Raw genomic sequence first — 12709 nt, 5'->3', positions numbered from 1 at the left:
GCCCATGCACATCGTTGATGGTGCCCTCTCCAGCCCCGTCGTCATCGGCGGGGCACTGATCGCCGCTGGCGGCGTGGCCTTGGGCCTCAAGAAACTTCCGCTGGAACGGATACCCGCAGCGGGTGTTCTGTCCGCCTGCTTCTTTGTCGCCTCGCTCATTCATGTCCCTCTGGGACCCACCAGTGTGCACCTGATCCTGAACGGCCTCGCCGGGCTTGTTCTGGGCTGGGCGGCATTTCCCGCCCTGTTCGTTGGGCTCCTGTTGCAGGCCGTGTTTTTTGGCTTTGGCGGGCTCACCGTATTGGGCGTCAACACCACCAACATCGCCCTTGCCGCGGTGCTGGCTGGCGTCATCTGCCGACCGGGCGTGGTGCGCGGCTCGCCTTTCGTCGCATCGCTTTGGGGCGGGCTGGCGGGGGGGCTTGCCATTGCATTCACTACCGTGCTGGTTGGGGCGTCTCTGGCCCTTTCGGGAGAGGCGTTCATTCCAGCGGCAAAGCTGGTGTTCTTCGCCCACATCCCGGTGATTGCCGTGGAAGCTGTTCTGACGGGCATGGCGGTGTATCTTGCAACCAAGGTGAAGCCGGAGCTTTTCGGCGCTCTGACACCGGGAAAGGCAATATGAAACACTTTGCAACCGCAGTCTTCGTGCTGTTCGCCTGCCTGAGTTGGCATTCAACGCCCGCTCATGCGCACAAGGTCATCACTTCCGTTTTCGTCAGCGGCTCGGCCATTGAAGGGGAAGTGGGTTTTTCAAATGGCGATATGGCCGCTGGAGCGCTGGTGGAAGTCTTTGACGACAACGGCACGAAGCTTGGCGAAACCACAACGGATGAGGAAGGTTTCTTCACCTATGTGCCAACCGCCAAGGTGCCTCACATCTTCAAGGCAAATCTCGGACAGGGCCATGTTGCGCAGGCGGAGCTATCGGCAGACGACGTGCCCTTTGACGGGGGCGGCTCCAATGCGCTCTCCTGGGCCGAAAAGCCAGGGCTGGCCAGTGATACAACGGCCGCTCCTTCAGGTGCGGAAGTTGCCCCTGCTGCAAGCCCTTCGGCGGAACAAACCGCGCCTGCAGCTCAGCCTTCGTTTGATCTGGCCGCTTTTGAAGCGGCACAGCGCAAAATGATAGCAGAGGAGGTGCGCAAGGAAGTGCGCCCATTGCAGCGGGAGTTGATCGCCTACAAGGAAAAGACCGACCTCCAGACCGTTCTGGGCGGCATTGGCTACATCCTCGGGATTTTTGGCGTGGGCTTTTACATCGCCGCCCGGCGGAAGCTGAAGGAGACAATCTGAATGGGCCATCTGGCTGGCAGCGAACGGGCAACGTTGAACACCGCGACCGCTGAAACGCGTCTTCTGCAGCGGCTTGATCCGCGTACACGGGTGATCTGTGTTCTGGTGTTTGCTGTTTGTGTTGTGGCGCTTTCCAGCCCGCTGGCACTTGCCGTCGCTCTGGCCGTGCCCGCCGCGTTCATGCTGGTGCAGGGGCTGCTCATTGGCAAGACCTTGCGCCGCATGGCCGCTATGGATGGTTTCATCATCTTCATGCTGGTGCTGCTGCCGTTCACCACTGCGGGACCGGCGGCCTTCACCCTGTTCGGGTTCGACGCGTCCACGACCGGCATCTGGAAGGCGGTTGAGATCGGCCTGACGGCAAACGCCATCATTCTCATGGTATTGGTGCTTGTCGGGACACTGGAGCCGGGGCAGCTTGGCCATGCACTCGCGCGGCTCAAAGCGCCGGAAACACTTGTACATCTCATGCTTTTCACCGTGCGCTACATCAGCGTATTGCAGGAGGAATACACCCGGCTGCGCGCTGCCATGAAGATGCGCGGCTTCACGCCCAAAAACACTCTGCACACCTACCGGTCATTCGGGTATCTGGTGGGCATGTTGCTGGTGCGGGCCGTTGATCGCTCGGAGCGTATCCTTGATGCCATGAAGTGCCGAGGGTTTGATGGCAGGCTCTACCTTTTGGATGATCTGCGCTACTCCAAGGCCGACTTCACCTTTGCTCTCGTTTTTTCCGGCGCTCTTGTGGTGTTGATTGGTCTGGAGGTTTTCAGTGGCTCTGCTGTTTGATCTGAAAGACCTGCGGTTTGCCTATTCCGGCCGCGCACCTGTACTCAATGGCACCAGCCTGACGCTGGCACCCGGCGAAAGGCTGGCGCTCATCGGGGCCAACGGGGCGGGAAAAAGCACCCTTTTGCGGCTCCTTGTGGGGCTGCACCATCCGCAGGGCGGCACCATAACTGCCTTTGGACGGGAGCGACGGGAGGAGGCAGATTTTCATGAGGTGCGCCGCAAGGCGGGCTACATGTTTCAAGACCCGGACGACCAGTTATTCTGCCCCACCGTTCTGGAAGACATTGCCTTTGGCCCGCTGAACCTTGGGGCGTCCAAGGCTGAAGCCGTTGCCATTGCGGAAGAAATCCTCAGCAACCTGCACCTGTCGCACTTGCGGGATGCCATCACCTACAAGCTCTCCGGCGGTGAGAAGCGATTGGTTGCCCTTGCCTCCGTTCTTGCCATGAAACCGGAGGTGCTGCTGCTTGATGAGCCCACCAATGACCTAGATGAGGCCAACGAGGCGAGGCTCCTTGAGATCCTGCTGGGGTTGCCGCAGGCCATGATCGTTATCTCCCACAACGCTGGCTTTCGTGACCAGCTGGCAACCCGTCGGATGCACCTGAAGGACGGCATCTTGAAGGATGCATGAGGGCCGCCGGAAGGTAAGGCTTGCGTTTCTGGACGATTCCGTGGTTTACGACCGCAACAGATCACGCCATGAAAGACAAAAATGACCATGCACCCAGACACCCTGCCTGATGACAAGGAGACGGTTATTCTCGTTGACGAAAACGACGAGGCAATCGGCACGGCAGGCAAGCTGGAGGTGCATCTGGATGCAAGGCTGCACAGGGCCGTTTCTGTGTTTGCAGTAACCAGCGCGGGTGAGCTGATTATCCAAAAGCGCGCTGCTGCCAAATACCATAGCGCCGGAAAATGGGCGAACACGGCGTGCGGACATCCGCGCCCCGGCGAACCGTTGGAAGCGGCCGCTCGCCGGCGCATGCGGGCAGAGCTGGGGTTTGAAGCCCCGCTTACCCATGGATTTTCAACGCTGTACAAAGCCGATTGCGGGAACGGTTTGACTGAACACGAGCTGGTGCATGTGTTCTTTTGCAAGACCGATGAGGCCCCTTCGCCTGTTCCTTCCGAGGTGGAAAGGGTCCGCAGTGTGTCCCTCGCACAAGTTCGGCAAGAGCTGGCCAGTTCTCGCGATGAGTTCGCGGTGTGGTTCCAGTTTTACCTTGATGAGCACTTTGACGACCTGCAGCGCGAGATCAACAAACTCTAAGCATTGAACGGCTGCAAAGAGGCTTTTCAGTAAGGCTCTGCTTTTCCAGCAGCGGGCGCGTGGGCACTGTCTTGCGCCAAACCCCGTGCAATCTGGAGGAGCGGATCGTTATGACGGCTCTTGAGATGGGCGAACAGGACCCGAACGTGGGTTGGGGTTTGATAGACAAGCTCCACTTCGCCATTTTCCTCGGCTTCTTTGGCCGTGTCGGCATGCAAGAGCCCCACGCCGACCCCGCCTGCAACAAGGGTTCGGGTTACGCTTTCCCGGTCAATGCTGATGATGCGTTTGGGCTGGATGTTATGGGCGGCAAACAGGTTTTCCGCCGTGCGGCCACAGCAGGTGTTGCTGGCCGGGCAGATCCACTGCATGTCTGCAAGACGGGCCCAATCAGGCTTGCCCGGTGTGAAACCCGACCCCTTAGGCGCGGCAAGATACACATTGAAGTGGGACATTTCCACGGTGGTCAGGTCAGGATCATCGGCGTGGGAGCGGTTGAAGATGCCTGCATCCAGCGACCCATCCTTGATCCCATTCAGCACCGAAGGACCAAAGCCGTGTTGCAGCTCCACTTCAACTTCGGGGCAGCGCTGCGCCAACTGGGTCAGCAAGCGGCCAACCGCCTCGGCGTTGGACACATCCCCTGCTCCGATGCGGAGCTTGCCGGTGATGCTTCCCTTGATGCGGGAGGCTTCTGCGATGAGATCCTGATGGACACTCAAAGTGGCTTCGGCCTTGATGAGAAGACGTGCGCCCGCGTTGGTGAGCACCATCCCGCGGGCGGTGCGTTCAAAGACCTCAAGGCCCAGTGTTTCTTCAATGGCCTTGATGTGCGCGCTGACGGCAGGTTGGCTCAGGTTGAGCTTTTCTGAGGCGCGGGTGATGCTGCCCTCCCGCGCCACACTCACAAATGTCTTCAGCTGATAGATTTCCATCAGAGATCTTTCCGGTTGCCATCGCGCTCTGGATGGTTGCCTTGAAGTTTAGACCAAGCCAAGCAGATGCCACCAGAGCAGATCAAGCGGCCAGAGGACAAAGGCCCCAATAAAGAACAGGGTGAGACACACCTTGGTAACGGCCCCAATGGTCAGGTTGCCGATCTGCATGGCGGCTACCAGTGGTGGTGCCTGATAGGGCAAGAACACATTGGAGAACGCCAGGACCTGCGTCATCAGTACGGTGGAGAGGGGAAGTCCGGTCAGGGCCGCAAGGTCTTGCGCCATGGGTGTCATGACAGCAGGAACGCCCGGCAGGTTGGTGACAAGGGCGACAAGCGACGAGATGCCCGTGAGCACGCCCACATTCCAAAGTGGTGCGCTTTGGTCAAACGAAGCGTAGGCTGAGATGGAGTGTACGAAGACCTCCCCCAGTCCCGTTTCGGAGATAACAGAGCCAAGGCCGATGAACCCTACAACAAAGAACAGGGAGGCATAGTTCAGCTTTTCAAAGCAGTCTTTGGCGGCAAGGTTTGTTTGGGGCAGCAGGCAGTAGATTGCAGCGCCCATGGCAACCCAGCCCGGTGAAATATGGTGAATGCTGTCCGTCAGCCATAGCCCAAGGCAAAGAGCAAGAACGGCCAATAGGTGGCGTTCGTGACCGGAAAGCGGCGCGGCCGGGCCATCGGTTTTGGCGCTGTGGGTTGGGTCTTGATCCGGAAACAGCCAGGCAATCACAAAAAGCATGAGAACAGCTTTCAGCGCCCCAAGAATGGGGAAGTGTAGCAGCAGATAGTCTGCATAGGAAATCTGGTGGCCGTAGAGCGTCTCCGCCATGCTGGACAGGATGAGGTTCGGCACGTTTGCAGGCAAAATGGTGAGTGCTGGCATGAAGGTGGCAAAGGAAGCTGCGAGCACCATGCCCGTGCGCCCGTTAGAGCCTTCGCCATATCCCATGCGCCCAGCCAGCGTGATGATGATGGGCACCATGATGACGATGCGGCCAATGGCGGACGGAATGACAAAACTGAGCGCCAAGGCAAACACGATGACGCCGCCTAAAACGCCGCGATAGGAGCTTCCCATGAGCCGTGCAATCAGCACTGCTGCGCGTTGATCGAGTCCGGTAAAGCGGATGGAGGCATTCAGAACCAGGCTGGCAAACAGCAGCCAGAATGTTGAAGAGCCGAAACCGGAGAACACCGTCTGTGCCGGGGCAATCTGAAACACAACCACAATCAGGAAGAACAGCAGGGACGTCCAGTGCAGAGGGACGACAGCAGTCGCCCACATGCCAATGCAGAACACGACCAGTGCGCAAGCCGCCGCCATGGAGGGGGTCAAAGCAGAGGCGGTCAACAACCCGACGCCTGCACTCGCTGCAAGAATGATGGAAAGCTGCACCTTTTGTGCTGCGGAAAAGGTGGAGAGAGCGACCTGGGTGGCTGGGGCATTGCTGCGGCTGGCTGGCGAAGCATCGCTCTTTGGGGAAAGCGTTGTATCTGTCATGGGCAGGACCATGCCCGCTTAGTCCCACAAGGTCCAATTGTATATTCTGAGCATACCCCTCACCTTTTGTGAGGACCGGTCAGCCCCCCGCCTCACCCGGCCTCAGCTTTCAAGCCGAGACCTGGTCCGGTGGGAGGGCTGCTCTCAGTGCGTCATGCGTCTTTGGGCTGGTAGTCCGCAGGGTTCACGATTGCGGGGCGGCCCTCGATTGAAAGATGTGTGGTGCGTGGTTCGCTTCTGGCAATGACCTTGCCTCGGCGGACAACGGCCAAACGGGCTGCTTTGAGACGCAGGGCCTCGATGGTGTCCCGTGCCTGCAGCAGCACGAAGTCCGCATTGCAGCCGCGCTCGACACCGTATCCTTCCAGCTGCATGATCCCGGCCGGGTTTTTGGTGACCGCATCGAAGCAGTAGCGCATGTCATTACGGCTGGTGAGCTGAGCCACATGCAGCCCCATGCTGGCCACTTCCAACATGTCCGCATTGCCGAGGGAATACCAAGGGTCCATCACGCAGTCATGGCCGAACGCCACGTTGATGTGGTGCGCGCGCAGTTCCGGCACACGGGTCTGGCCCCGGCGCTTGGGGTACGTGTCGTGACGCCCCTGCAGCACAATGTTGATGAGCGGGTTGGCAATGGCAGAGACCCCCGCTTCTGCCATGAGCGGTAGCAGCTTGGAGACGTAGTAGTTGTCCATTGAGTGCATGGAAGTGAGGTGCGACCCTGCCACTCTGCCCTGAAGGCCCAGTCTTTGGGTCTCATAGGCCAGTGCTTCCACGTGACGGGACAGGGGATCATCGGTCTCGTCGCAGTGCATGTCCACCATCAGGCCCCGGTCTGCTGCCAGCTCGCACAGCGCCCGAACCGAACGCTTGCCATCTTCCATGGTCCGCTCAAAGTGCGGGATGCCGCCGACCACATCCACGCCCCGATCCAGCGCGCGCTTCATGTTTTCTTGGGAAGTGGGGAAGCGGTAGTAGCCGTCCTGAGGGAACGCGACCAGTTGGAGATCGATGTAGGGGGCGACTTTCTTTTTCACCTCAAGAAGCGCTTCCACGCCCAGAAGCCGATCATCGCAAATGTCCACGTGGCTGCGGATGGCCAAAAGGCCTTGAGACACCGCAAGATCGCAGTACTTCAACGCTCGCTCGACAACTGCGTCCACGGTGAGAAGCGGCTTCAGTTCAGCCCACAAGCTGATGCCTTCGAGCAAGGTGCCGCTTTCGTTCATGCGTGGCAGGCCGAGGGAAAGCGTTGCGTCCATATGGAAGTGGCTGTCCACAAAAGGCGGGCTAACCAGATAGCCCTGTGCGTCCAGCACCTCACCGGCTTCTGCCGTTATGCCGCGCTCGATGGCGGTGATCTTGCCGCCACTGACGGCGATGTCCACGCCGGTTTCACCGGTGGTGAGTGTTGCGTTTTTAACCAGTAGGTCCAGAGACATGAGGTCTGCCTGTCGTCACGAGTAATCTTGAATAATGGGGCGCGCCTTGGGGCTAGCGCTGCCCCCGGAAGTAAGGTTGCAAAAGCGCTCTCGGGTAGTCTGCCTTGCGGGCAACGATCACCAGCGCCACGATGGAGAGCACATAGGGGATCATAAGGAAGATCTGCGAGGGAATGGCCCCGCCAACCTCGTTTTGCAGGCGGATTTGAAAGGCGTCAAAGGCACCAAACAGCACCGCTCCAAGTAGTGCCTTGCCCGGCCGCCATGACGCAAACACCACCAGCGCGATGCAGATCCAGCCGCGTCCATTGATCATGCCGAAGAAGAAGGCATCAAACGCGGACATGGTGAGGAACGCTCCGCCCAGAGCCATAAGCGCGGAACCCACCATGACAGCGCCAATGCGAAGGCCATAAACGGAGAGCCCTTGGGCTTCCACTGCAGCGGGGCTGTCTCCTACGGCGCGGATCGCCAGCCCAAGCGGCGTGCGATAAAGCACAAAACCAACCACCAGCACGAGAGCCAGTGCCAGGAAAGTCATGGGCGTTTGCTGAAACAGCGCCGGGCCAATGAACGGCAGGTCCGACAGCCACGGCACATCCAGCGGCTGGAAGGCCTCAATGCGCGGCGGTGAGGACACGTTGGGCAAGGCCGTGCGATAGGTGAAGTAGCTCACGGCGGTGGCAAACAGGGTGATACCAAGGCCGGAGACGTGCTGTGACAGCCCAAGGGGCACGGTGAGAATGCCGTGAAGCAGGCCAAACACGGCTCCGCACCCGGCCGCAACAGCAACGCCGGTCCAAAGGTCGGCCCCAAGCCAGACCGCCATCCAGCCGGTCATGGCCCCGACAACGAAAATGCCCTCAATGCCAAGGTTCAGCACTCCAGCGCGCTCGCAAATGAGCGCTCCCAGAACGCCGAAGATAAGCGGTGTGGCAATGCGAATGGCAGCGGCCCAGAAACTGGCGGAGGTCAGAATGTCAACGTATTCCATCTCAGAACTCCTCGGCTTCTTTTTTCTTTGGCAGCTTGGGCCTGACGAACCGCACCTTGAACCGCACGAACAGCCCCGAGACCAGCACACAGAGCAGCGACAGCGCCACGATAAGATCTGCGATGTAATTGGAAACGCCCATGGCGCGGCTCATGCTGTCCGCCCCGACAAAAACGGCGGCGATGAAGATGGCAGCAGCCACAACTCCGAGGGGCGACAGGCCCGCCAGCATGGCAACCACGATCCCGGTATAGCCAAATCCGGGCGACAGATCCGCGGTCAGGTAGCCCTTTAGGCCCGCCACTTCCGAGACACCGGCAAGGCCAGCTAAGGCCCCGGAAAGAAGCCCCACCTTGACGTAGGTCGCTGTGACGGGGATGCCTGCGTGCCGGGCGGCGGAGACGTTCTCTCCCGTCGCACGGATTTCAAAACCCCAGACGCTTCGGGTCATGATGATGAAAACGATGAGCGCCGATACCAGAGCGATGACCAGGCCCCAATGAACGCGCAGACGCGGGAACATCTTGGGCAAAGTGGCCGCTGCAGAAATGGGCTCAGACTGAGGCCAGCCCATGCCCATGGGGTCTTTCATCGGCCCCTCCAGCATCATCTGCACAAACAGCAGCACAACGAAGTTCAACAGCAGCGTGGTGACCACCTCATCAGCCCCAAGCTTGGTCTTCAAAAGGGTCGGCACCAGCATCAAGGTGCCGCCCGCCATCATGCCAGCAGCGATGATGAGCGGGATCATGATGTAGGGTGGCGCCGCGATGGCACCTGAGCCCACAGCGACAGCGGCCAGAGCCCCCACATAAAGCTGGCCCTCGGCCCCGATGTTCCAGAGTTTGGCCTTGAAGGCGATGGAAGCGGCAAGGCCTGTGAGGATCAAGGGCGTGGCGCGGGCGAGCAGCTCGGAAATGGCGAAGGGCGAGCCGAATGCGCCTTTTGCCATGGCAATGAAAGCCCCTTGAACATCCGCCCCCGCCGCAGAAATGGGGATTGCGGCCAAGGCCAGAGCGGCGATGCCCGCAATGACAGGCACGAGAAAAGCATAGGTGGAAGAAACGTGCTCGCGCGGTTCGAACCGGATCATGCCGCTTCCTCCTTCTTCAGCTCATGGCCTGCCATCATCAGACCCACGGAGCTCTTATCCAGCTCTTCCGTGCGGATGGGCTCGGAAAGATGGCCACGGTGAATGACCGCAATGCGATCGGAAAGCTGGAACAGTTCGTCGAGATCTTCGGAGATGAGCAAGACACCAGCCCCTCGATCGCGCGCTTCCAGCAAGCGGCGGTGAACTTCTGCGGTTGCCCCCACATCAAGCCCGCGAGACGGCTGTGCTGCGAGCACCAGGGCGGGATGCTGGTCCAGCGTCCGGGCCAGAACGATTTTCTGAATGTTGCCGCCTGAAAGCAGGCGTGCGCGGGCTTTGGGCCCCGGACAACGAATGCCATAGGCCTTGATGGCGGCTTCTGCCCGGCGCTTGATGGCTCCGTATCGGAGCAGCCCAAAGCGCTGATAAGCGGGGCGGCGGATTTCTTCAATCACCAGATTGCTGGCGACGGACATGGAGCCCACGATGCCATCGTGGTGGCGATCTTCAGGAATGCGTGCAACGCCCTGCCTGATGGCAGCGCTTGCTTTGGCCGGCAACGGCTTGCCTTCCAATTTCAATGTGCCGCTGGTGGTCGGTATCAGGCCGGAGATAAGCTGCTGCAAGGTGGACTGGCCATTTCCGGAAACACCCGCCAGGCCAATGATTTCGCCGCGGCGTAACGTTAGGGAGACGTGGTCCAGCGCCTCGCGCCCCTCACCCGCGCTCACCTTGTCGAGCACCAATAGCGGCTTGCCCGGGTTGCCCGGAGTGCGCTGGACGGCCTCAACGCTGTGGCCCACCATCAGGTCCGCCAGCATTTGCCTGTCGCATATCGAAGTGGCAAGATCTGCAACGATTTCGCCGCTGCGCAGTACAGCAACCCGGTCTGAGTGGCCCAGCACCTCTGCCATCTTGTGGGAGATGAAGATGATGCCGAGGCCCTGTGAAGACAGCTTCTTGAGGGTGGCGAACAGGCTCTCGGATTCCTGCGGCGTGAGCACTGCGGTTGGTTCGTCGAGCACAAGAATGCGGGCGTCGCGATAAAGCGCCTTCAGGATCTCAACCCGCTGACGCTCGCCAACAGCAAGGCGGGAGACCCTCACATCCAGATCAACCTCCAGACCAGAGGCCTCCATCAGGCTTTCCAGCTTGGCACGGGCCTTTGAGCGGGAAAAGCGCGTGGCCCACAGGCTTTCAGTCCCCAAAACGATGTTCTCAAGGCCACTGAGGTTCTCAGCCAATGTAAAATGTTGGTGCACCATGCCGATGCCAGCGTCCAGCGCGGCGTGGGGAGCACCGGGCTCCAGAACGTGCATGTCGCCGTTCCATCCGCGCACCCGAACAGCGCCCTCCTCTGCCACATAGTGCCCGAACAAGATGTTCATGAGCGTGGTCTTGCCTGCACCATTTTCGCCCAGAAGCGCCACAATTTCACCGGCGTGCAAGTCCAGCGAAACATCCTTGTTGGCAATGAGGCCTCCAAAGCGCTTGGTAATGGAGTCCAAAGCCAGAAGCAGGTTCTGACTCATCTCCCTTTCGTGATCTTCTTGCGCCATTATGCCCTCACCTGACCTGAACATGGCTCTTTCTAGAACCGGAGAGCCGAACCGGAAAACAGTCGGGCAAGACCGCCCGACCATCTCTCTTGGAAGTCCGAAAGGCCCGGTTACATGGTGGACTTGGGCTCGGTGTCGTCGATCTCGACGGTGAACGACTTGTCGAGAATGGCCGCTTCTTTTGCCTTCACAGCTTCAAGAGTCTCGGCATCGACAAGGGTTTCGTCGGCAATCAAGCTGCCGCCACCAAATTCCATGAAGGAATAAACGCCATAGTCTTCACCGGTAAAGGAGCCGTCCTTAACCGCAGCGATGGCCTTGTCGATGGTCGGTTCCATGTGCCAGATGGCAGAGGCCAGAATGGTGCCAGGGTAGTCGGCGGCAGTGTCAATCACGTTGCCGATGGCGAAGATGCCCTTCTCCTTGGCAGCGTCGGATACGCCAAACCGCTCGGCGTAAAGGACATCCGCGCCGTTTTCGATCATGGCATAGGCGGTTTCCTTGGCCTTTGGCGGATCGTACCAGGAGTTGATGAAGGTCACCATGAACTCAACGTCGGGGTTGGTTTCCCGCGCGCCAGCCATGAAGGCATGCATGAGGCGGTTCACCTCAGGAATGGCAAAGCCGCCGACCATGCCGATCTTGTTGGACTTGGAGGCGGCTCCTGCAATCATACCGGTGAGATAGCTTGGTTCATGGATGAAGTTATCAAACACGGCAAAGTTTGGCTCTGCCGCCGGGAACGATGACCCCATGAGGAAGGCAACCTCCGGGTATTCCGCTGCAACCGCCCGGGCGGCGCGCTCCACGGCAAAGGCCTCTCCAACAATGAGCTGGTTGCCTGCTTCAGCATACTCACGCATCACGCGCTCGTAGTCTGTATTGGCGGTGTTTTCAGAGTAAACGTAGGTAATGTCGCCGCGCTCTTGCGCGGCCTTGAGCGCTTGGTGAATGCGCCCAACCCATTGTTGTTCCACGGGAACTGTGTAGATCGCAGCCACTTTGAGCGGGTCAGCAGCCTTTACGGTGGAAGTACAGAATAAGGAAACCATCGCGGCCATGGCGATAACAGCAGAGAAGACAGCGCGTCTCGTCCAGCCGGTTGTTTGCTCTACAAACATAAACACCCCCTGATTGAATTTGGAACCGGATCACCACAGCTCCACGCGTGGAAGCTGTGTCCTGCCCTTCATCGCGGGAATGATGAAAGCGCAATTGCACTTCATAAAGGCATTAAAAACGGCTTTATACGAGAACAATTCAGGCTTGACTAGCCACTGAGACAAAATAAGGGCACGCCACCCTTACTTGTATGCGCGGAATTTGATGGGATTTCCTTAGTAAATTCCCATTGCATTGCTGCATTTTTGCTTGCCCGTCCTTGCTGAAAAGGAATGGATTGCACTGTGAGGTCCGGCGAAAATTGCTGGCCAATATTTCAGCACGCTCTCAATACTGAATTTTATTGCGGTGTGTAAAATAATTTACAAAGCTGTCATGGTGCCTAGCGTTGTCAAAGAGTTGCGCGATTCTCATCAATTTCGCCTGCTTGCAGCGATCGGGTGCGTGTAAATGCTTAGCGCCCAAAGTCGGAATCGGGGTGTCGCAGCGGCACAAAACCGCAGTTTTCCACCAATCTGGTTCCATTGAGTAATACATGACGATTTAGGTCAGGTTTTAGTTGCAATCCATTACTTAAAATTAATAGTGAGTTGCAACTAGCCAGGCAGAGGCAGCTCTTGCGTGTGATTGCACGCTGCCCCCACCCAGCCCACATCCGAAAATCAAACAAAATATTGCGGGGGCA

12 protein-coding genes are annotated in these 12709 nt (G+C 58.9%); 5 read left to right on the top strand and 7 right to left on the bottom strand.

Annotated elements, in window-relative coordinates; all coding sequences use genetic code 11:
- Positions 1 to 4: 4 nt before the first annotated feature.
- The 5 genes from cbiM to idi all read left to right on the top strand — a co-directional run bounded on the left by cbiM (position 5) and on the right by idi (position 3367).
- The gene (gene cbiM / locus Q3Y58_RS06795) at positions 5 to 625 is read left to right on the top strand and encodes a cobalt transporter CbiM (RefSeq protein WP_319621622.1); all 621 of its coding nucleotides are present in this window, start codon (positions 5 to 7) and stop codon (positions 623 to 625) included.
- The gene (locus Q3Y58_RS06790; protein WP_319621621.1) at positions 622 to 1296 is read left to right on the top strand and encodes a RodZ family helix-turn-helix domain-containing protein; all 675 of its coding nucleotides are present in this window, start codon (positions 622 to 624) and stop codon (positions 1294 to 1296) included. The genes cbiM and Q3Y58_RS06790 overlap by 4 nt, the downstream gene beginning before the upstream one ends.
- Positions 1297 to 2088 (top strand): cobalt ECF transporter T component CbiQ, encoded by a 792-nt coding sequence (gene cbiQ / locus Q3Y58_RS06785; RefSeq protein ID WP_319621620.1) that lies wholly within the window; start codon positions 1297 to 1299, stop codon positions 2086 to 2088.
- The gene (locus tag Q3Y58_RS06780) at positions 2072 to 2725 is read left to right on the top strand and encodes an energy-coupling factor ABC transporter ATP-binding protein (RefSeq protein ID WP_319621619.1); all 654 of its coding nucleotides are present in this window, start codon (positions 2072 to 2074) and stop codon (positions 2723 to 2725) included. Before cbiQ ends, Q3Y58_RS06780 begins: the two co-directional genes overlap by 17 nt.
- An 81-nt stretch (positions 2726 to 2806) precedes the next feature.
- Positions 2807 to 3367, top strand: coding sequence for an isopentenyl-diphosphate Delta-isomerase (gene idi / locus Q3Y58_RS06775; RefSeq protein ID WP_319621617.1), 561 nt, complete (start codon positions 2807 to 2809; stop codon positions 3365 to 3367).
- A 26-nt stretch (positions 3368 to 3393) separates the two neighbouring features.
- On the opposite strand, the gene Q3Y58_RS06770 is transcribed toward idi, so the two are convergent.
- From Q3Y58_RS06770 to Q3Y58_RS06740, 7 genes are all read right to left on the bottom strand, one after another.
- Positions 3394 to 4302, bottom strand: a complete 909-nt coding sequence (locus Q3Y58_RS06770; RefSeq protein WP_319621616.1) for a LysR family transcriptional regulator — start codon at positions 4300 to 4302, stop codon at positions 3394 to 3396.
- Between the two features lie 48 nt (positions 4303 to 4350).
- Positions 4351 to 5811 carry an SLC13 family permease gene (locus Q3Y58_RS06765; RefSeq protein WP_319621614.1) on the bottom strand — a complete coding sequence of 487 codons (1461 nt, stop codon included), beginning with the start codon at positions 5809 to 5811 and terminating at the stop codon, positions 4351 to 4353.
- A gap of 152 nt (positions 5812 to 5963) precedes the next feature.
- A complete protein-coding gene (locus tag Q3Y58_RS06760) occupies positions 5964 to 7256 on the bottom strand; it encodes an amidohydrolase family protein (protein ID WP_319621612.1) in 1293 nt (430 codons plus the stop codon).
- A gap of 52 nt (positions 7257 to 7308) precedes the next feature.
- Positions 7309 to 8250, bottom strand: coding sequence for an ABC transporter permease (locus Q3Y58_RS06755; protein ID WP_319621611.1), 942 nt, complete (start codon positions 8248 to 8250; stop codon positions 7309 to 7311).
- 1 nt (position 8251) lies between these two features.
- The gene (locus Q3Y58_RS06750; RefSeq protein ID WP_274219181.1) at positions 8252 to 9343 is read right to left on the bottom strand and encodes an ABC transporter permease; all 1092 of its coding nucleotides are present in this window, start codon (positions 9341 to 9343) and stop codon (positions 8252 to 8254) included.
- Positions 9340 to 10902 carry an ABC transporter ATP-binding protein gene (locus Q3Y58_RS06745; RefSeq protein ID WP_319621609.1) on the bottom strand — a complete coding sequence of 521 codons (1563 nt, stop codon included), beginning with the start codon at positions 10900 to 10902 and terminating at the stop codon, positions 9340 to 9342. The genes Q3Y58_RS06750 and Q3Y58_RS06745 overlap by 4 nt, the downstream gene beginning before the upstream one ends.
- Positions 10903 to 11012: 110 nt before the next feature.
- Complete coding sequence (locus Q3Y58_RS06740) at positions 11013 to 11963, bottom strand: BMP family protein (protein ID WP_274219234.1); 951 nt, start codon at positions 11961 to 11963, stop codon at positions 11013 to 11015.
- Between the last annotated feature and the right edge of the window lie 746 nt (positions 11964 to 12709).

It is taken from the genome of Nesiotobacter zosterae (assembly GCF_033843645.1).
GTDB classification, from domain to species: Bacteria; Pseudomonadota; Alphaproteobacteria; order Rhizobiales; family Stappiaceae; genus Pseudovibrio; species Pseudovibrio zosterae.
The sequence above is the reverse complement of the archived record's forward strand: the minus strand, read 5'-3'. Positions and strand labels throughout refer to the sequence as shown.